Raw genomic sequence first — 20,710 nt, 5'->3', positions numbered from 1 at the left:
TGTTTAAGCCTCTTGAACTGTTAAAGTTAATGATATATTGCTTAATATTCTTATATTTGTAAAGAAGCTATCACTAACCTAATTTTTGTGCTTCACAAGAGGTTTGCAAATATAATAATTTTTTGTCCTCTTGCTGATTTAAAACCAATGTAACTAGGTTTATTATGAATAAATGGATATACACCGCTCTCAGTACTTTATTTGCCGTTTCTACTTCTTTTGGTCAGGAGTTCGACGACATGTATTTTACAAAGGCGGATAGAGAAGCATTAAGTGCTAAGCCTATTGCTGTTCCAGCAGACTTAGGATCGCACAATTTTCCGGCTTCACCAGACAGGCAAAATCCACAAAGCAGATTTTCAAATCCTGATGGTGTAGGCACAGGATACGGATATAATTATTATGTAACTGAAGAAGGAGTAATCCCTACTTCTATTCCTACTGAAGGAAATGCATACATGGAAGCAACACAAGGTGTAAGTATTGCTGAACAAGCAGGTACATCTAAGAAAGGAGGATTTTTCTCTAATCCTTCAATTAGTCTTGGCATGAGTGCAGGTACTTTTGGTACAGGAACAAGTATTGGTATTGGCTTTGGAAACAGTTCAGCATTCCAGCTTGGTTTAGGTATTGGAATGGGAATGGGTATGGGCATGTATCCTGGTTGGGGTTACCCTGGCTATGGTATGGGAATGTACCCTGGTTACGGAATGGGCATGTATCCAGGCTATGGCATGGGTATGTATCCGGGATATGGTTATGGATATCCAGGTTACGGAATGGGTATGTATCCTGGTTATGGATACCCAGGATATGGATATTATCCAGGTGGACGAGTTGTTGTTAACAGATCACCGGAGTATACGGCGAGAGTTAATAATGTAAGAACTCGTGTAAATAGCCCAGCAAATAAGCAGTTGCGTTACCCTTCTAGGTATCAACAACCTACAGGAACAGCGTCTTCATCGAGAGTTAATAATGGAACAAGACAGAATTCTGGTTGGAACCAAAGTAGACCATCTTCTGATCCATTTAAAAATAACAACTTTAACAGACCATCTTATAACAGTAATTCATCATTTAGATCATCTCCATCTGGAGGAGCAGGTAGAAGCTCAGGATCTGCAGGAAGATCTGTTAGAAGAAGATAGTTCATCTGTAAAGAAATTAATAAGGATGTTTCTAGTTATGGAACATCCTTTTTTTATAAATTTGTATATAACAAACAACAAGCCCTCTCCTCGTTTTTTTGAAAATACTCATCAATAAAAATATGATAAATAGAACTTATAGGAGATTATTTTTTTTAAGTGCATTATTCCTAATTTTTAGCTTATCAACATACGCACAAAATTTATATCCACCGATTGGTTACTATAATGATGCAGTGAGATTTTCTCAGCAGAATTTAGCAGGATCATCAAGAATCCGAGCGATTGGTGGAGCAGGTGTATCCTTAGGTGGTGATATTTCCCATGCCATGCTTAACCCTGCGGGATTAGGTTTTTTCAGAAAGTCGGAATACCACGTTTCTATGGGTATAGGAATGACAGGGACAGAAGCTTCTGGTAATGGTATTACAGGAGATGCTAACCAAACTAGATTTTTTCTTCCTGAATTAGGTATTGTTTGGGCCAAATCAAAGTCTGATAATAATAGCGGCAGTAAATGGAGAGGTGGTTCTTTTGCCATTACTTTCAATAGAATTGCTGATTATAATAGTGACTTGACTTATATAGAGGATGGAAGTAACCCGACTTCTTTATTGAATTACTTAGAAGAATCTGCCTTTGGTATTGCAAAATCGAACATGGATTTAGCATTACAGGATTACAACAATGGTTATGCTTTATTCTCTTTAGCAGAAATGGCTTATGCTATTGATTTGATTAAGCCAGTATATGGAGATGATCCTGATAGTTATAATTACTATTTTATTGCTGATAGAGATAATGGATATGGAGTGCCTTCAACACCAATTCAAGAAAGAAAGCAATCTGTAAAGACTAGAGGAGGACAATATGAGACAACGTTTGCCTATGGAGCAAACTATGATGATAAATTATATTTAGGAGCTAAGTTTGGAGTTCAAAATGTGAACTACTCAAAAACAACTGAATATTATGAGTTAAGAAATGAAGAGTTAACTTACTTAGGTTTAGCTGAAGATTTTCAAACTAATGGTTGGGGTGTTAACCTTTCTGTAGGATTAATTTGGAGACCAGTTGATGCGATTAGAATTGGTGCTACTTATACTTCTCCAACTTGGTATGCACTTACAGACTATTATCAAGCTACTATGGCAAGGGATTATGATAACAAGTCATGGGATGATGCTGAATACCAACAAAATCAATTTGTGACGGATCCTAATGGAAATTATACCACCAATGTATATAACCCTGAAGGAGCATTGTTGAGCAATCCGAACGCTTCTGATACAGGATCATATAATGGAATGAAGACAGCTTCTCATGAGCGTTTAAGAACAAACTATAACTTAAATACACCTTGGAAAACGTCTGGTGGTATCTCAGCATTTTTAGGTAAAAAAGGCTTTATTACTGCTGATGTAGAATATGTAGGTTACTCTGCAATGAAGATTAACAAGGGAGAGACTGTATATTTGGAAGGCACTTTTGATGCATTTACTGTTCCATTAAATTTTGAAGGAGATAACTTTATTTTAGGTGAAGAGTATAGAAATACCATCAATATTAGACTAGGTGCAGAATATAGATTAAATCCTAAGTTTATGTTGAGAGGTGGTTTTGCCTATTATCAAGATCCTCACAAAGAGGAGTATAATTTAGGAGTTGACCAAAGTAAACAGTTCTATACCGGAGGATTAGGTTATAGAAATAAGAAATTTTATATGGACTTTGCTGTGATCTTCAGTACATGGAAAAGTATAGACAGTCCGTATCAATTATCTGATAATGCATCTCAGGATGGGCAAACTATTTTAATTTATCCTATAGCAGATGTAAATAATACTCGTACTGAATTACAATTAAGTATAGGTAAACGCTTTTAATACTATGTACAAAATTATCAACGACCCAATTTATGGGTTCGTCTCTATTGATTCAGAGCTAATACTAGAACTGGTTAATCACCCAATATTTTTAAGACTGACTAGAATTAAGCAGATGGGGTGCTCAAGTGTGGTTTATCCCGGAGCACAGCATACAAGATTTAGTCATGCATTAGGTGCAATGCATTTAATGAAGTCTGCTATCGAGTCGTTGGTAAGAAAAGGTACAGAAATATCAAAAGAGGAAAAAGAGGCTGCAATGATTGCTATTCTATTGCATGATGTAGGGCATGGTCCTTTTTCTCATGCTTTAGAACACATACTATTGGATGTACATCACGAAGAGCTTTCTTTATTTTTAATGCACCGATTGAACGATGAGATGGATGGCCGTTTACAAATGGCTATTGATATGTTCACAGGGGATTATCAGAGAAAGTTTTTTCATCAAATGGTTTCTAGTCAACTGGATATGGATCGACTGGATTATTTGCAGAGAGATTGCTTTTTTTCAGGAGTAGTAGAAGGCAGTGTAGGAGCAAGCAGAATAATCAGGATGTTAGATGTCCATGATGATGATATAGTTGTCTTAGAAAAAGGTATTTATAGCATCGATCGTTTTTTAAATGCTCGTCGAATGATGTATTGGCAGGTTTACTTGCATAGAACAGGTTTGGCGGCAGAATTAATGCTACAAAGTGTAATTAGAAGAGCTAAGTATTTATTAGCTAAAGGAATTGATTTAGTGTGTGATCCTAACTTGAAATTCTTTCTAACTCAATCTATCACAAAAGCAGATTTTGAAAATGACAGTTCCATTGTAGAACATTACTTACAATTGGATGACTATAATATTTGGACAGCTTTAAAAAGTTGGCAATTTGGTGATGATCCAGTATTGAGATTACTTATTGATGGTCTATTAAATAGAAAACTTTTCAATGTTGATATGTCAATTGAAGAAATCGATGAGGAAAAGTTAAAATCTGTTCAAGAAAAATTATTATCAAAAGGTTTTGAAAAGGAAGATTTGTCTTTCCTTTGCCTCAAAGGGAGTGTAAGTAATGCTGCTTATACATCTGATAGAGAGAATATTAAGGTAAAGATGAAAGGTGGGGCAATTATTGATATTTCTGATGCTTCTGACTTACCAAATATTGAGGCATTAACGAAAATTGTCACAAAATATTACCTATGCCAACCCAAAGTTGTATCTTAGCGTGATTTTTTGTCTGTAGACAAGAAAAATAAAGAAAAAATCAATAATTCTTAGAAGTCATATAGGGAAGACCATACTATGAAATTGGAAATTACCGTACAACAGATTGCGATGTTACTTCAAGGAGAAGTAGTTGGAGGAGATGCTGAGGCTAAAATTTCAACAATTGCAAAAATCCAAGAAGGAGAAGCAGGAGCTATTTCATTTTTAGCAAACATGAAATACGAAGAGTTTATTTATTCTACGAAGGTGAGTGCGGTAATAGTGAGTAAAGATTTTGAACCGAAAAAGGAAGTACCTTGTGCAATGATTGTTGTAGAAGATGCTTACGCTGGTTTCACTGATTTACTTACAGAATATCAAAGAATGTTGAGTCTAGCTAAAGTGGGTATTGAACAACCTGCTTTTATTGACGAAAGTGTTGAGATGGACAAAGCAACTGCTTATGTAGGTGCTTTTGCATATATATCTAAAGGAGTGAAAATTGGTAAGAATGCCAAAATTCACCCTCAAGTATTTATTGGAGAAGGAGTTGAAATTGGTGACAACTGTGTATTATATGCAGGTGTAAAAGTTTGTCATGGTTCAAAAATTGGTAATAACTGTACTTTACAGGCAGGGGCCGTTGTTGGATCTGATGGATTTGGTTTTGCTCCTCAGAAAGATGGTACTTATAAAACTATTCCTCAGATAGGAAATGTTATCCTTGAAGACAATGTAGATATTGGAGCTAATACTGTTGTAGATAGAGCGACAATGGGGTCTACAGTCTTGAAAAAAGGAGTGAAGCTTGATAACTTAATTCAAGTAGCTCATAATGTAGTTGTAGGAGAAAATACAGTAGTTGCTTCTCAGACAGGTATTTCGGGATCAAGTGAAATTGGTTCAAATTGTATGATCGGTGGACAAGTTGGTGTATCTGGTCATATTAAAGTAGCAGATAGGACTATGATTGCAGCACAATCTGGTTTAGCTCAAGGAGTTAAGGAAGCAGGAACTCGTATTATGGGATCACCTGCAATCCCTTCGATGGAGCACTTAAAATCCTTTGCTGTTTACAGGAAGCTACCTGAGCTACAAAGAATTGTGAGAGATCTTGAGAAAAAAGTATTAAGTTTGTAGTCGCATTGGCAACAATCGCGAAATTTTATAAAAGAAATAACCAAGTAGTACGGCAAGAAAAATTGCTAAATCTATATAGATAATGTATACGAAACAGCATACAATTAAAGCACCAGTGACCGTTGAAGGCGTTGGAATCCACACAGGAGCCATTAGTAAAATGGTATTTTTACCTGCAGAAGTTAATCACGGATATAAGTTCCAAAGAGTTGATATCGAAGGTCAACCAATCGTTGATTGTGATGTAGACAACGTTGTAGACGTATCAAGAGGTACAACAATCGAACAAGATGGTGCAAGAGTAAATACTGTTGAACATGTTTTAGCCGCATTAGTAGGTTTACAAATCGATAACGTATTGATTCAAATCGATGGTCCTGAACCTCCAATTATGGAAGGTAGTTCTATTAAGTTCGTAGAAGCTTTAATGGAAGTGGGCTTAGAAGAGCAATCTATGTTACGTAACTTCTTTGAAGTACCAGAAGGTGTATTTTACAAAGAAGATGATAGAAAAGTAGAAATCGCAGCATTACCGTTAAACGATTACAGATTAACAGTAATGGTAGATTATAATTCACCAGTATTAGGTTCTCAGCATGCCGCTTTAAATAACATTGAAGATTTTGCTGCTGAAATTGCTTCATCAAGAACTTTCTGTTTCTTACATGAAGTAGAAGCTTTACGTAAAGCAAACCTTATCAAAGGTGGTAACTTCAACAATGCTATTGTAGTAGTAGACCAAGTGGTTTCGCCAGAAACTTTAGATGAGTTAGCGGAATTATTTGAATTACCAAGTGTTGAAGTAGCAGAAGAAGGTATTTTGAATAACGTAGAACTACGTCATCCAAATGAACCTGCTCGTCATAAACTATTAGATATGGTAGGTGACTTAGCGCTAGTTGGTCGTCCTATTAAAGGTCAAATTTTAGCAGCAAGACCTGGTCATGCGGCAAACGTAGCCTTTGCTCGAAAGTTAAAGAGCTTAATGTTAAAATCAGCTCGTAAGAATGTACCTACTTACGATCCATTACAGCCTGCAGTTTATGATGTGAATCAAATTGAGGAAATGTTACCTCACAGATATCCATTCAGACTTGTAGATAAAATTACAGAATTGACAGATAATTATGTTATTGGTATCAAAAACGTAACTATCAACGAAGAATTCTTTGCAGGTCACTTCCCTAGCAACCCAGTAATGCCGGGTGTACTTCAGATTGAAGCAATGGGACAAACTGGTGGTATCTTAGTATTGAACACAGTAGACAACCCATCAAATTATTGGACATACTTTGTAGGTGTTGAAGAGTGTAAGTTCAGAAGAATGGTAATGCCGGGTGATACATTAATTATCAAATGTGAATTATTAATGCCAATCAGAAGAGGTATTGCTAAGATGAAGGGTCAAGCTTATGTTGGTGATAAACTAGTAACAGAAGCGATCATGACTGCCTCATTAGTAAAAAAAGATAATAACGCTTAAAAATAATTAGGGAGGAGTAAATGAAATAATTCGTTTACTCGTCCTTTTCTTGCAAATTACTGTAAGAATAACTCATCACGATTTAAACGATGTCAAAAAATCCTTACACTGAAAAATATCCAATGACCAATATCCACCCTGATGCAAAAATTGCAGATAGTGTGGTAGTGGAACCTTTTGCTACAATTGAAGGTGATGTTGAAATTGGAGAAGGTACTTGGATTGGCCCTAATGCGGTCATTATGGACGGTGCTCGTCTAGGAAAAAACGTAAAAGTATTTCCTGGTGCTGTGATTTCAGGTGTTCCTCAAGACCTGAAGTTTCAAGGAGAAAAGACGCTTACTTACATTGGCGACAATACAACTTTAAGAGAATGTGTGACTGTTAGTCGCGGTACTACAGATAAAATGAAAACAGTAGTAGGTAGCAACTGTATGTTGATGGCTTACGTTCATATTGCTCATGATGTAATTATGGGTGATAACTGTATTCTTTCTAATTCTACTCAAATTGCAGGTCATGTTGAAATTGCTGATCATGTAATTATTGCAGGTACTGCTGCTGTTCATCAATTTGTGAAGATTGGTTCACATGCATTTATTGCTGGAGGGTCTCTTGTAAGAAAAGATGTTCCTCCATTTGTTAAAGCTGCAAGAGAGCCATTAAGTTATTGTGGTATTAACTCTGTAGGGTTAAGAAGAAGAGGATTTGAGAGTGAGGCATTGCAAGAAGTTCATGAAATGTATCGCTTAATCTATACTAGAGGTTTTACTATGGCTGAGTCTATGCGTCAGCTTGAAGAAGAAGTAGATCCTTCAGAAGAGAGAGATGCGATCTTAGAATTCTTGAAAAATTCAGAGCGTGGTATCATTAAAGGATACTAAGCAATTGATATAAAAATATTCTAACCATCTTTTCGATAGAGAAGATGGTTTTTTTATTCAAAGACTTTACATATTACAAGCGATAAATAGGCTTTTGGAAATGAAGATTACATTAGAAGGTTTAGGTAAAAAGTTTGCGAGAGAGTGGATATTTAGAGGGATAGATTACACATTAGAAAGTGGAAAATCATATGCAATTACAGGAGGTAATGGCAGTGGTAAATCAACTTTGCTAAAAATATTATCTGGAGTAGCAGACCCTTCTAAAGGTAAAATCATTTATGAGACAAAGCATAAAACCGTTGGTGTAGAGGAGATATGGAGATATTTAGTGTTAGCAGGTCCTTATACAGAATTGATTGAAGAGTATACTTTGCTGGAACAACTGACTTTTCATACTTCACTAAAAAAAATGACAAAGTCTATTGATGAAATCATCGAAACATTAGGGTTTGAGTCTGCAAAAAATAAGCAGATACAAGATTTCTCATCAGGTATGAAACAAAAGCTAAAGCTGGCTTTGGCCTTTTTTACAGAGTCAGAAATACTGTTTTTAGATGAGCCAACTTCCAATCTAGACCAGAAAAATATCGATTGGTATCAATCATGGTTGCCTCAGGTAAGTAACGATAGGTTAGTGGTAATCTGTAGTAATCAAACCTATGAATATGAGCACTGTGATGAAATTATTTCAGTGGAAAGCTTTAAAATATAATAACTTATATTATATTTGCTAACGTCGGTCTCCTTATTTCAATTGTCTCTATTACATTCTAAAACTTATAAAATCTATTGTAATGAAAAACATTTGGAAAAAAACAATTCTATTCTTTTCGTTAATTGGACTAATAGCGATGGTGACTAGTTGTGGAGGTAGTGATGATCCGGATCCAGGTACTACTACTGTAGTTTATGCTGCGAACCCTTCATCTACAAACCCAGCAGAAGTTACTGCGGACTTCAAATTAACGGTAGATACATCGAGTGGAAATGTGACTGTTTCAGGTTATGATGCATCATGGCCAATGCCTTCTGGCTTCTCTAACACTACTTTCTCAGCTACAGAATTTGCTGACTTAGGTTGGGATGACGCTACTTCAATCACTGGAGATGCTGCAACTGTATCTTTAGTTTACACTGAAGTAACTTCTTCTGCTAGAGTAAAAGAAACGGAAACAACTTACACTTATGTGTTTGATAAGCAATAAAGGATTTAGATTGTAAAGACTTATTGAAATTTAGACCCTGTTACTGAAAGTGATGGGGTTTTTTTTATGCCCAATTTTTAGAAACCGAACTATTTAAAAGCAATAACAATCAGAATGCTAATAATTTAAAGTCAAACATCTATTTTTAGCATATAATATTTATTTAAACTTATCATATGAAATTCTTTAAAATTGACCTAGGGGTTGCTATTCTAATTGCCATGGTATTAGGAGCAGCACTGGGTGCTATTTTCGGTGAAGATGTATCTGTAATTGCACCTGTAGGGAAAATTTTTATCAAACTACTATCGATGTTGGTTGTTCCATTAGTGTTCTTTTCAATCATAATGGGAGCACAGGCATTAGGGCAATCAAAAAATGCAGGGAAAATTGGTACGCTTACTTTTGGTTACTTTGGATTAACCTCATTCATTGCTGTATTTTTTGGGATTATTTTTCCTGTTCTGTTCAAACCGGGTTCTGGTTTAGATATTTCAGACCTCGCAAAAGATATGATGGACTCATCATTAGTATCAAAAGGTGAAGTTGCAGGCTTTTGGGATACTATGCTAGGAGCTATTCCAGCCAATCCATTTAGATCACTAACTGAGGGTTCAATTTTACAAATTATTCTTTTCTCATTATTCTTTGGAGTAGGAATTGGTAAACTTCCTGATGAAAAGAGAGAGTTAGTAAGTAAAACGATTGAAGGAATCAATGATGTATTAACTTGGATGATTATCAAAGTGATGTGGATTGCTCCATGTGGAGTATTGTCGCTAATGGCTGATGCTGTTGGAACTTTTGGTTTTGATGTACTATCAAGTATTGGTCAGTTGTTTATTTTATACATGGTCGCCCTACTCATCGTGGCGTATCCTATGTTTGGTGCTTTTGTCCATTTATTTAGTAATGTATCTGCGAAGAAGTTTTTTAAAGAGATGATGACGCCTCAGATCTTCGCCATATCTTCTGCTTCATCTTTAGCAACTCTGCCATTAAACTATGAAGCATGTGATAATATGGGAGTGAAAAAATCAATTTCCTCTTTTGTATTACCCTTAGGTGCGACTGTAAACATGGCAGGAAATGCAGTGTTTAATCCAATGGTTGCTATCTTCTTTGCTCAATTATATAATATCCCATTAGGGTTTGGAGATTATATTGCTATTGCAATTGTCTCTGTATTAGGTGCTGTAGGGACAGCAGGAGTTCCCGGGCCTACTTTGTTATCTGTAGCGGTCTTAATGGCTGTAGGGATACCTGTAGAGGCTTTACCGCTTATTTTTGGCGTAGATAGAATATTTGATATGTTCAGAACCGCTGTAAACATCACAGGCGATGCTTCTTGTGCTGTTGTTATGGAGAAAATTGATAATATGGGATCTACAACTGTAGAGAATCAATCATAAAGGTGAATAAAAAGCTTAAAGAGCTAAAAAAGATATAAAAAAATAGGCTACTCTTTTTTAATATAGGGTAGCCTTATTTTATTTTTTTCTAAATTGTACGACAAGATTTACAGATAATTTTTTGTACTCTGTAACTGCTTTAATAACTACACTCAATTTTTATGTCATTTAACTCATCTACTGAAGTCAAAGAAAAAAAGCCAATGACTTTATCGACTAAAATCCTTATTGGTCTTTTTAGTGGAGTTGCTGTAGGTCTATTTTTTGGAGAGTATTGTAAACACCTTAGTATTTTAGGTGATGCATTTATTGGTCTACTTCAGATGACCGTTTTACCGTATATCGTTTTTTCATTAATCGTAAATATTGGTAGACTATCATTAGAAGAAGGTCGAAAATTAATTATTCAGGGAATTAAGTTTCTAGCAATACTGTTGGCTATAGGGCTTACAGTGGTATTGATTTTACCTTTTGCATTTCCAGAATGGAAATCAGCCAATTTCTTTAGTACCAGTTTTGTTGCTCCCCCTCCAGAAATTGATTTCCTTGAGTTATATATTCCTTCTAATCCCTTTTTTTCTTTAGCGGAAAGCAAAGTACCGGCAGTGGTGCTGTTCAGTATTCTTGTGGGTATTGGCGTAATGCAGATAAAAGGTAAGGATAAAGAAATGTTACTGCATAGTTTGGATGCTTTTAACAAAGCATTAAACCAAGTAAACAAACTAGTAGTAAAACTAACACCAAGTGGGGTATTTGCCATTGCAGCAAGTACAGCGGGTACAATGACTTTAGATGAGTTGGGGAAAATGCAGGCTTACTTGCTTACATATCTTGTCGCGGTGATCATTATGGTATTTTGGGTGTTGCCTATGATTATTTCTTCATGTACGCCATTCAAATACAAGGATGTTTTCAAGTATACTAAAGCGACTCTAATTACAATATTTGCCACAGGTAAAATTATTGTAGTACTTCCTCAGTTGATAGAAGACGTAAAAGAGCTATATAAGAAATATGAGTTAGATAACGAAGAAAACAATGCTGGTATAGATATTTTAATGCCATTAGCCTATCCATTTCCCAACTTAGGTACCTTGGTGATTTTTATATTTGTTCCTTTTGCTGCTTGGTTTATAGGTAGTGGAATTGCACTTAAAGATACTCCGGTATTCGTTGGAGCTACGCTATTAAGTAGTTTTGTTGCTCCGGTGACTGGTATTCCATTTATGTTGGATCTACTGAAAATCCCGAAAGATATGTTCCAACTCTTCGTTGTATCTACGGTATTTACAGATAGAGTAAGAGTAGTATTAGGAGCCATGCACTTAATTACATTGACTATCCTTACAACTTCGTCTGCACATGGATTCTTTAAAATAAAGAAAAGTAAAGTATTGTTTAGTTTGGCCGTGACTGTTGGTCTTTTTGTCGCCACTCTAATCCCTCTTAGGATCTTCTTGGCTTATTCCTTGAAAGATGCCTATAAGAATGATCAAGTAATTGCAAATATGCAGTTAATACATAATCTAGTTCCTTTTACAGTTTTACCGGAATCAGTTCCCAACCCTGATCCATTAATGGAAGGTGAAACAGTATTGGAAAGAATAAAGCGTAGAAAAAAATTAAGGGTAGGTTTTTATGAAGATGAAATCCCTTTTAGTTATTTCAATGCTAAAGGTGAGTTGGTAGGGTTTGGTATTGATATGGCTCATGAATTAGGTTCTGCTTTGGATGTAGAATTAGAGTTTGTACCGATTACTATTGGCGATATGCCAGAAGAGTTAGGGAAAGATCATTTCGATATTGTAATGTCTGATATTTTTATGTCGACGCAATATTCAGCGGAGTTGTCTTTCTCTAAGCCTTATCTAGATGTAACCATGGCATTGGTGGTAAAAGATCATGACGATGCTTACAAATCATATGAGAAAACTGCAGCATTAGATTCTTTCACCATTGGATATTTTGAGAGGGGTGATGTCGCTAAAAAATTCTTGAATTACTTCCCAAATGCCAAAGGTGTAAGGTTGGATTCGGTAAATCAATTTTTTAAACAGCAACCTGGAGTTGAGCCACACTTAGATGGATTATTAACCAGTGCTGAAAGAGGAGCTGCCTTGACATTACTCTATCCAGAATGTCAAATTGCAAATCCACTGCCTTATAAAATTACCTTACCGCTTGCCTATCCTGTAGGTAATAATGATGAGGCAATGGCTAATTTTGTTACAGATTGGATTGAAGTCAATAAGAAAGACGGAACAATACAACGCTTCTATGATTACTGGATTCTGGGTGATGATCAGCTGAGAAGACAGGAACATTGGAGTGTAATAAAAGATGTTTTACATTGGGTTGATTAATTAATTGTCAAGAAGTGAGATAATTCTTACTTCTTGACAATTTTTTTTTAAATTACTATCCATTATTTTTTAATCTATAATGATAAATTATTTAGACTAACTCCTATAAAATCAATGCATATGCAAGTTAAATGCTCTTATCTTGTTTACCTTTTCATAGGTTTATTCTATTTGAATTCTTGTGCTCCACATCAACAAACAACAGACGTAAGTAGTCAAGATATTTTTGATACTCCAGACTTTAATTGGAGAGAACTTACTGGTGAAGATGTTTATGTGAGTTCTAGAGCGATGGTGTCTGAAGAAGTCTTGGTCGCTGTAAGTGCATCTACAGGTATGCAGGAGCTTTTTGATGCCAAAGAGAAAATGCCAGAAAGCTTAGCTTCTCTAACTCAACAGTTCATCAATGAATTGTATGAGAACTTTCCCAAGATGACGGAACATCAAAGACAGATGCTTACTGAGAATGCATACTGTCGAATGAGAGTATTATCTAAAGAGTCGGAAGAGAAAGATTTTGAATTAATCCATCAAAAATTAAGCAAAGCATTTATTTATTTACGACAAACCAAAGGTATCCGATCAGGGTATGCTTTTGTTGGTAATATTGCAAAGGCCAATGTCGGAGGACAGAAAGGATATTTGGTTAATATGTCTACAGGAGAGTTGGTTGAAATTCCAATTTCTTCTGCATGGAAAGGAGTAGGGTTTACGGAAGACTCAGGAAAAACACCACTCGGGTATTTTATGATCTATGAAAAATATTCACAGCCGGGGTGGCAATCAAGAACTAAAACAACTTCACCTAAAAGATTCTTTTGGAAGATTCATAGTCAAACATACGAAGGTGAAGCAAAATATATCTACAGAAAATCAACGAAAGAAGAGAAGGCTTTTATCTGTACAAATCAGTTTGGTCTAATTGGTCAGAATATGGGGTCAGAGTTTGTTGATCTTGCAGGTACTAAGTTCCTGGATAAGTCACAAGATGATTTTGCTTTTATTGATAATAGTAATTCTGGTATTCGTCAGTTATATATTCATGGTACTAATAGAGAAGACCAATTAGGTTTTGCTCTTTCTGGTGGATGTGTCAGGGTTTCAAATATCAATTCATTTATCATCAAAGAAATTCTGAAAAAACAGAAGACGATGCCTGTATTTTTGGATGCAGTTGCCTTGCATCCTCCGAAAAATATTAAAGTTCCTGGTTTCGATGATACAGATTTAGAATCTATTTATAACGAGCAACAAATTGTTATTCGTAAACAGAATATGTTGGATTCAATCACCTTGAATCAAAAGTTATATTCTAAAGTGTTACCTCCATTAGCAAGTTCAATTGCTTACCGAATGTCTAAGATCGATAAACAATCTGCTGATATTACAATCAGTATTAATGTGCCCTTCCCAGAATCAGCAATGAAATACTGGTTGCATATTCAAGACTTAGATGATTTATCAGACATTCCATTTCAACAGCATTACGGTTTTAGAGGGGAGTATTATAAAGATCAATTAAAGTTATCTAGTAATCATCCGTTCTTTAGAAATTATGATTACAGTGAGATCAGTACCTATTTTACAGGTCGCTTGAACGATACTCAAGATGTTCTAGTAAAAGACTTGAGTGACGAAATTGTCAAGTACCAAGATTTGGATACTGCTTTGATCTTTAAAAATATCAATATTTCTCAGCAGACCGTAATCGATAAATATTTCGAGGATGGTATTGATTCTATCAGAGGTTTAGAGTTCTTGTCAATATCAGATGAAAGAAAACGAGTACTCCATTATATGGGGCTTTTAGATACCTTAGCGATGGAATATCCAAGTCGTTTTAGAGAGTGGGAACACTTAACTTGGATCAATAGCTTTATGGATAAAAGAGAAGAGTGGCCAGGAATTCAATTTGAAGGCTCTATTGACTATTATGATGCTATCTTGGCTCAAGCATATATTTATGCTTTAGGAGAGATGGAGTTACAGCGTAGAGACATTAAAGAAGGTAAGTTGGTTCCTATTAGTGGGCAAGAGTATCAAAACTACCTTACTGAACGATTAGGAGGAGAAGGAACCCTTAACTTATTAGATGAGGCAGGGCTTTATGCTTTATTCGAATATTCTCATAGTTCAGAGAATCCGCATAATATAAAAATCACAACAGTGACCAACCCAAAAGCCGAAATGCTTTGGGGAATACACATGTTAGCCGAATCCTTTTATTCAAAATATAAATGGATATCGAATCAATATGTTATTACCTCAGAAGTGAATGGGGAAGCAATAACATTAGCAGATTAAAAAATAAATGTCGAACAAGAGGTAAACTTTCTATAAGGTTTACCTCTTGTTTTTTAAGATACCTAATAAAAAAAAGGAGCTTCCGTACTTAGACAGAAACTCCTTCCAATTCTATATAGATATCGATGACGCCATCCTCTTCAAGTAAATTTGATTTGAATAGTTCATCTTCAGTAAGGTCAAAACTAGATTCTTCGAAATAAGATTCGCTTGTGTTGTCGTCGAAGAATAGGGTTACTTTAAAGGATAAAGTATGTGAGTCAGTATTTTCAAAACCACCTTCCCACAAGTATTGTTGTTGATTTGCTATACTCATGATACAGACTTGTTAATTACTAATTAAAAATAATCAATCTGATCAAAAAAGTATAGTTTCCTTACTCTAATATTAGCTAATATTTAATAATTAATACAGCTTTAACTTTGGAGTAATATGATTAGAATTTCCAACCAACATACATACTTAAAGCAAATGTTCTAGTTAAACCATCAGGTCTTGCTTCTCTTGCCATTACAGGAAAACCTAAGTCAGAACCAAAAGTATATTTACCAACTGTTCTTGATATACCGCCAGTAATATTCAGCGTTAATCCACTAGAGTTTTCAATGTTCTTACGTTGGTTGTTGTCTTCTGTATCGATATAAGAATCTTCACCCATATGTACAATACCAAGTAAACCTGCTTTCCATGACCATTTTTCGAAGTTGGCTTTCGCATATTCAGCCCTGATAGCCATATCTGCAGCTCTTTCATATCCTGTTGTTGTTTTAAATTTTGCATCAGGATCTGGATCATTAGAAATGTATGTACTGCTATTTTGAGTTAGAGGTTGTTGATATCCTACAGAAAATAAGAAGTGATCAACATTGACAGCAACTCCGCCTAATAAATCAAAAGTACCTAAACTGGGCTGGTAGGCCATTGGTAATGCTACACCATTATCCATTACATTACCATCGTTTAAAGGTATTTTTGTACCTGCAAAGATGGTAGTTCTAACTTTATCATTTTTATAAACAGGAACAGACAATGAAAGCGTAATATCTCCAAGTCCTGTTGCAGTCCCTAATTCACCTGTGGAGATGACATAAGGCATCAGAAATTGAAAATAAACTTTATCATTAATGTTGTAATCAGCTTCAACTTGTAACCCAATAATACTGGTTTGTTTTTCTCCTAATGAATATGATGGCTTAAATCTAATTTCTCCTTTAGAAGGGTCATCTTCAGATATTTCATTATGAGTCATTGGTCCGATGCTACAAACACCAGCATCAGAGCAACCTTGTGCGTTTGAGTAGTTAGTTGTTACGAATGTTGAAAGCATAAAAAACGCTAGCGAACTCTTAAGCAACAGTGAGTATTTCATAGCGATAAATTGTGTGAGAGAAATGAATAATAGGATTAAGTTTTGTGAAATATACAAAAAATATTTGTTTGAACAATGATTTTAGAACACAGGATAGTTCGTAGAGATTTTTTTGAATAGGGAACTTACCTCTAAATCATCAGCTTTTGTAAAGACTAATCGTCTTGTAATGTCCTTGTGGGGAATATGAATATTGATTTGATGTGAACTGTGATCGTTCATCATTGTAAATAGTTTAATATTCTTCTCTTCATTAAAAAAGACCTTCTTTTTTGTTTCTTTTAACTCTAAAAAGTGAAGGTTGGTGGTAGGACAATTTATAGCAATAAGCTTCTCATCTTCAAAGAAGAAATGCCAATGTTCATTATGAGTAGTATCAAAAATGCGGATTACTTTTCTCTCGGTTACATCTACTTTGTCTAATAACCCTTCATCATCAATTTTATATATAACCGATGAGGAGATATTACTAGTTTGTGCACAAAGGGGGTTTTTAGTTAAGCTAAATAAGCAGATAAAAGTAAGTGCAGAGAAGTAATGATTTATTCTGTGTCTATATTTCTTATTTAATTTCACAGATTAAAGGTACGACCTACTTTTAAAATAGAAAAATGATTTTTAAGAATTTTTCACAAGTCAAAAAAATAGCGATAGAATGTATATTCTACCGCTACTCTATTCATTTTATGAATGATATCTTTTAGAAGATAGTATGACGATCGATTTTCTCCTCATCAGCAAGAAGTAAGGCATCTTCTTCTTCTTCGTTAATAATAACGTGAGGACGTACACCGATAATCAACATATCATCAATTTGTCTCTGATCTCCTTGGTGCATCCATTGATCCATGAACTTAGAAAGAGAGTCTCTTTGTACGTTCATTTCTTTCTGATGGATATTGAACAGAAGTTCTTTAAATGGTCTTTGCATTAGTTTTCTTCCATTCGGACCACCAAACTGATCTTGGTAACCATCCGAACAGATATAGAATACTTTAATTTCCTCGAGTGGTAATGAATAAGAATCAAAGACTTTTTTCTGATTCTTCTTACCACCAATACCGAATTTACCACCTTTCAGACGTTTCAGTTCTTCTGGTTCGCTGTTTTCGATATAATATAGAGGTCTACCTGCACCTGCGAAAGTAAGTGTTTTTCTCTTTGGTGAAACCACACAGATAGCGATGTCCATACCGTCACGGCTATCATCGTTTTCAGCTTGGTTCAAGGCTTGACGAATCATATCGTTCATCAACTTTAGAATTCTACCTGGATCAAGAATACCTCTTTCGTATACAATTTGGTTAAGAAGGTCATTACCAATCAGTGACATGAAGGCACCCGGTACACCGTGACCAGTACAATCGGCTGCTACAATAATGTAGTTTTCGTTTTTCTCACCAAACCAATGGAAGTCACCAGATACAATATCTCTTGGCTTTAAATAAACAAAACCATCCCAGTGAGTACCAATTGCTTGCATTTTATCTTCCATATCTGATGGTTTACCAAATACGGCAGTTTGCATTCTACGAGCATAATTTACGGAACTCTTTACCTTGTCATTGTGCTGAGAAAGTAGAAGGGCTTGTTCTTTTACAAGTTCGTTTTGTCTAAGGATCTGCTCTCGGTGAGATTTCATTTCGTGGTGTTGTTCACGAATTGTTCGAGAAGTTTCCTCAAGCTGACTGTTCTGATCTCGAAGTTTTGACGCCGCTTTTTCAGCATCTTTCTTAGCTCTTTCCAGTTCTTTTGTATTGTGGTTTAGAATGGCCTCTGATCGTTTTAGTCGGTTAAAGGCTTTTTCTAATTCGTAGTTCTTGTCTGTTAATTCTCGCGCTTGGTTCTCTACCTCCTTAGTACGCTTGTTTACCTGCTCCTCTAATCGCTTCTGCTCTCTTCTAGATCGGTAAGCATTAAATTGGATAGTAATCACAATGATTAAAATCGATACAAGGATATAGATCAAGTTACTCCACCATTGTTTGTAGAATGGAGTATATACAGAGAATCTATAAGTTAAAGGTCTTGACCATGAGAAGTTACCCGTTTTTCTACCTCTAATTTCAAGAGTATATGAAGAACCTGGTTCTAATTGGTCTATTAATAGACCTTCTGATTCTTTATCGAAGTTTGTCCATTCATCCTTTCCAGGGTAACCTAAAATTCTTTTTTGGAAGGCTACGTTTTGTGTTGGATATACTGAAATGTGGAAACCCACTTTTAAATAACTATCTGAAGGAACTTCTACTGTTTCGTTTAAGTCTATTCTGTCACTACCTACATTAATCTGTTCTAAGATTGGTCGAGGAGTTTCTTTTAATACCTGAAGGTTAGGAGCGAATCCAATACCTTTTGTTGTTGAGATGAATAACTTACCATAATCATCAATATATAGACCCCTAATGTTGAAGGTAGCATCAGGAAGACCGTCTTTGTTGTTATAAACAAGGTACTCATCATGATCGAAGTTATAACGAATTAACTCATTCGAAGAAGCAACCCAAAGTTGTTTTTGAGAAGGGTCAACTGCTAAAGCATTGTTGGTAATTGTTGTGAAATCACCAAAATTCAAACGTTTAAACTCTTCATCTTTTAAGATTAAAGTACCATAAGAAGTACCTAATATTACTTCACCTGTCTTTAAAGTAGTGATGTCATTCGTTTGGATATTATTTTCTACTTTAAACTTCACATCAGCAGTTAGGTTGTTAAATGCATCTACTGCTTCGTTGTATTGGAAGATCAAACCATCTTTAGAAGTACCACCAACGAAGATTTCTCCCGCATCGTTAATTTTAATAACAATTGGTCTACTAGAAATACCTTGTTCGACACTATAAATCTTTGGTTTGTTGTTTCTACCAATTTTGATCGCACCAACTACACCATCCTGACAGATCCAAAGGTTACCTTCTTTGTCTTGTTGTAAGATGAAAATGGCACCACCTAGATTCGATAAGTCAATCTTTTTCACTTCTCGACCGTTTCTCCATAATTGGATCAGACCATTCGCATCTGAGGTGTAAACACCTTCTTTTGTTGGTAAGATTCTTAAGAAAGAGTTACCCTCTGACGTTTTTACTTTACGTTCTAGGTTGAAATCTTTCAACGAGTTAACAGTACCCATATATAAGGTTCCACCATCTGAAAAATATAGATGATCGTCGTTACCGTTGATATTCTGTATGTATGATGTTGTTAAGTTGGATGCGAAAACGTTGAATGGTAACTGTTGGAAAAGAGAAATACCATTGTCTTTCGCTAACCAGATATCTAAATCGTTATAATAGATAGAATTACCATTATATACACCTAGTTCAGGGTCTCTGTAAAGGTTAAACCCTTCATATGTTGATTCTAAACGGTATAAACCAGATACAAAACCAGTAATTAAGAATTGGTCAGTACCAATCTCCTGGATATATGATGCATCAAATGGTTTTCCGATTTGGTTTCTTACTACTTTGTTTTTGAATACATCAATAAGTGATATACCCTTTTTACTATCTGCAGCAAGGAATGATGATTCAGTATACCAAACTACATGTTCGATATTCCTTAATCCAGAATTTCTTGTAATTAAGTCAAACTTGTTTTCTTCTGCATTGTATTTATATACTGATCCAGAATAATGGAAAGCATATAAGTTACCAGACATATCTTCTGCAAATTGGAACGATCTACTTTCGTTTTCACTAGGAAGATTGAAGTCATTAAAGACCATTTCAAACTGTCCATTTTCATTTTGCTTGAAGATCTGGTAATTATCAGCAGCCCATAGCTGACTTTTCTGGTCCTCGAATAAAACCTTACCATAGTGTAATTTACCAGGTGTAGGTTCTTCCGTTTCCATTTTGATTAATGTCTTGAATTTTACAGTGTTGGGTTTACTGAAAATCTGTACAATCTCCTTATTAGTAATTGCATATAAAGAACCATCTTTCTTTCGTAAGATATGCTTTACATAGTTACTCGTAAGGTGCTTAGATCCAAGGCTTTTAAATTTGTCACCATCATAACGTACTAGTCCGTTATCACTAGCAAGCCATAAGTAGCCAATGGAGTCTTTTGCGATATACTTCGTATAATCGGCTTTTAGACCATTATCTTTTGAATAGTGCGTACTGAGAATATTTTGTGCTGACAATGGGATGTTAGCAAAGCAAAGCATTATCAGAATTAAAAAATACGCTTTGTGTAGTTGTAAGTAATTTTGTCTCATGGCAATAATTCGCGAATGACAGAGTTCGAATAATTGTGACCAAATGATAAAAAAATGCACTGGTTTATGACTGTATTTTAATA

15 protein-coding genes are annotated in these 20,710 nt (G+C 35.3%); 11 read left to right on the top strand and 4 right to left on the bottom strand.

All coding sequences use genetic code 11. The features are described 5' to 3' along the window. Nucleotides 1-164 precede the first annotated feature (164 nt). From QL232_RS22030 to QL232_RS21980, 11 genes are all read left to right on the top strand, one after another. Nucleotides 165-1,151: a hypothetical protein gene (locus QL232_RS22030; RefSeq protein ID WP_211093417.1), complete on the top strand. Its 987-nt coding sequence runs from the start codon at nt 165-167 to the stop codon at nt 1,149-1,151. Nucleotides 1,152-1,273: 122 nt separating this feature from the next. Further along, the gene (locus QL232_RS22025) at nt 1,274-3,037 is read left to right on the top strand and encodes an outer membrane protein transport protein (protein ID WP_281615796.1); all 1,764 of its coding nucleotides are present in this window, start codon (nt 1,274-1,276) and stop codon (nt 3,035-3,037) included. A 4-nt stretch (nt 3,038-3,041) separates the two neighbouring features. After that, nucleotides 3,042-4,256 (top strand): HD domain-containing protein, encoded by a 1,215-nt coding sequence (locus tag QL232_RS22020; RefSeq protein ID WP_281615795.1) that lies wholly within the window; start codon nt 3,042-3,044, stop codon nt 4,254-4,256. Between the two features lie 78 nt (nt 4,257-4,334). After that, the gene (gene lpxD / locus QL232_RS22015) at nt 4,335-5,378 is read left to right on the top strand and encodes a UDP-3-O-(3-hydroxymyristoyl)glucosamine N-acyltransferase (protein WP_317169966.1); all 1,044 of its coding nucleotides are present in this window, start codon (nt 4,335-4,337) and stop codon (nt 5,376-5,378) included. An 82-nt stretch (nt 5,379-5,460) separates the two neighbouring features. Further along, nucleotides 5,461-6,861: a bifunctional UDP-3-O-[3-hydroxymyristoyl] N-acetylglucosamine deacetylase/3-hydroxyacyl-ACP dehydratase gene (locus QL232_RS22010; RefSeq protein ID WP_168885229.1), complete on the top strand. Its 1,401-nt coding sequence runs from the start codon at nt 5,461-5,463 to the stop codon at nt 6,859-6,861. An 89-nt stretch (nt 6,862-6,950) separates the two neighbouring features. Then, nucleotides 6,951-7,745: an acyl-ACP--UDP-N-acetylglucosamine O-acyltransferase gene (gene lpxA, locus QL232_RS22005; RefSeq protein ID WP_168885228.1), complete on the top strand. Its 795-nt coding sequence runs from the start codon at nt 6,951-6,953 to the stop codon at nt 7,743-7,745. Nucleotides 7,746-7,845: 100 nt separating this feature from the next. Next, nucleotides 7,846-8,460, top strand: coding sequence for an ABC transporter ATP-binding protein (locus QL232_RS22000; protein ID WP_168885227.1), 615 nt, complete (start codon nt 7,846-7,848; stop codon nt 8,458-8,460). A gap of 82 nt (nt 8,461-8,542) precedes the next feature. After that, nucleotides 8,543-8,953, top strand: a complete 411-nt coding sequence (locus QL232_RS21995; protein ID WP_168885226.1) for a hypothetical protein — start codon at nt 8,543-8,545, stop codon at nt 8,951-8,953. Between the two features lie 176 nt (nt 8,954-9,129). Continuing rightward, nucleotides 9,130-10,365 (top strand): dicarboxylate/amino acid:cation symporter, encoded by a 1,236-nt coding sequence (locus QL232_RS21990; protein ID WP_281615794.1) that lies wholly within the window; start codon nt 9,130-9,132, stop codon nt 10,363-10,365. Nucleotides 10,366-10,526: 161 nt separating this feature from the next. Beyond that, on the top strand, nt 10,527-12,728 hold the full coding sequence (locus QL232_RS21985) for a cation:dicarboxylase symporter family transporter (protein WP_281615793.1): 2,202 nt from the start codon (nt 10,527-10,529) through the stop codon (nt 12,726-12,728). A gap of 120 nt (nt 12,729-12,848) precedes the next feature. Further along, nucleotides 12,849-15,032 carry a L,D-transpeptidase gene (locus tag QL232_RS21980; RefSeq protein ID WP_281615792.1) on the top strand — a complete coding sequence of 728 codons (2,184 nt, stop codon included), beginning with the start codon at nt 12,849-12,851 and terminating at the stop codon, nt 15,030-15,032. 88 nt (nt 15,033-15,120) lie between these two features. On the opposite strand, the gene QL232_RS21975 is transcribed toward QL232_RS21980, so the two are convergent. The 4 genes from QL232_RS21975 to QL232_RS21960 all read right to left on the bottom strand — a co-directional run bounded on the left by QL232_RS21975 (nt 15,121) and on the right by QL232_RS21960 (nt 20,627). After that, entirely contained in the window at nt 15,121-15,348 is a 228-nt protein-coding gene (locus QL232_RS21975; RefSeq protein WP_168885222.1) for a hypothetical protein, read from the bottom strand. 121 nt (nt 15,349-15,469) lie between these two features. After that, nucleotides 15,470-16,402 (bottom strand): hypothetical protein, encoded by a 933-nt coding sequence (locus QL232_RS21970; protein ID WP_168885221.1) that lies wholly within the window; start codon nt 16,400-16,402, stop codon nt 15,470-15,472. 81 nt (nt 16,403-16,483) lie between these two features. Then, nucleotides 16,484-16,978: a hypothetical protein gene (locus QL232_RS21965; RefSeq protein ID WP_281615791.1), complete on the bottom strand. Its 495-nt coding sequence runs from the start codon at nt 16,976-16,978 to the stop codon at nt 16,484-16,486. 124 nt (nt 16,979-17,102) lie between these two features. Further along, nucleotides 17,103-20,627 (bottom strand): SpoIIE family protein phosphatase, encoded by a 3,525-nt coding sequence (locus QL232_RS21960; RefSeq protein ID WP_281615790.1) that lies wholly within the window; start codon nt 20,625-20,627, stop codon nt 17,103-17,105. Nucleotides 20,628-20,710: the final 83 nt, after the last annotated feature.

Origin of the sequence: Flammeovirga sp. SubArs3 (genome assembly GCF_947387565.1) — a bacterium.
GTDB lineage: Bacteria > Bacteroidota > Bacteroidia > Cytophagales > Flammeovirgaceae > Flammeovirga > Flammeovirga agarivorans.
The sequence above is the reverse complement of the archived record's forward strand: the minus strand, read 5'-3'. Positions and strand labels throughout refer to the sequence as shown.

What these genes read in the sequence shown, in the direction of transcription:
- QL232_RS22000 (WP_168885227.1), top strand. Translation starts at nt 7,846, where the DNA reads ATGAAGATTACATTAGAAGGTTTAGGTAAAAAGTTTGCGAGAGAGTGG.
- QL232_RS21995 (WP_168885226.1), top strand. Translation starts at nt 8,543, where the DNA reads ATGAAAAACATTTGGAAAAAAACAATTCTATTCTTTTCGTTAATTGGA.
- QL232_RS21990 (WP_281615794.1), top strand. Translation starts at nt 9,130, where the DNA reads ATGAAATTCTTTAAAATTGACCTAGGGGTTGCTATTCTAATTGCCATG.
- lpxD (WP_317169966.1), top strand. Translation starts at nt 4,335, where the DNA reads ATGAAATTGGAAATTACCGTACAACAGATTGCGATGTTACTTCAAGGA.
- QL232_RS22010 (WP_168885229.1), top strand. Translation starts at nt 5,461, where the DNA reads ATGTATACGAAACAGCATACAATTAAAGCACCAGTGACCGTTGAAGGC.
- QL232_RS21980 (WP_281615792.1), top strand. Translation starts at nt 12,849, where the DNA reads ATGCAAGTTAAATGCTCTTATCTTGTTTACCTTTTCATAGGTTTATTC.
- QL232_RS21960 (WP_281615790.1), bottom strand. Translation starts at nt 20,627, where the DNA reads ATGAGACAAAATTACTTACAACTACACAAAGCGTATTTTTTAATTCTG.
- lpxA (WP_168885228.1), top strand. Translation starts at nt 6,951, where the DNA reads ATGTCAAAAAATCCTTACACTGAAAAATATCCAATGACCAATATCCAC.
- QL232_RS22025 (WP_281615796.1), top strand. Translation starts at nt 1,274, where the DNA reads ATGATAAATAGAACTTATAGGAGATTATTTTTTTTAAGTGCATTATTC.
- QL232_RS22030 (WP_211093417.1), top strand. Translation starts at nt 165, where the DNA reads ATGAATAAATGGATATACACCGCTCTCAGTACTTTATTTGCCGTTTCT.
- QL232_RS22020 (WP_281615795.1), top strand. Translation starts at nt 3,042, where the DNA reads ATGTACAAAATTATCAACGACCCAATTTATGGGTTCGTCTCTATTGAT.
- QL232_RS21975 (WP_168885222.1), bottom strand. Translation starts at nt 15,348, where the DNA reads ATGAGTATAGCAAATCAACAACAATACTTGTGGGAAGGTGGTTTTGAA.
- QL232_RS21985 (WP_281615793.1), top strand. Translation starts at nt 10,527, where the DNA reads ATGTCATTTAACTCATCTACTGAAGTCAAAGAAAAAAAGCCAATGACT.
- QL232_RS21970 (WP_168885221.1), bottom strand. Translation starts at nt 16,402, where the DNA reads ATGAAATACTCACTGTTGCTTAAGAGTTCGCTAGCGTTTTTTATGCTT.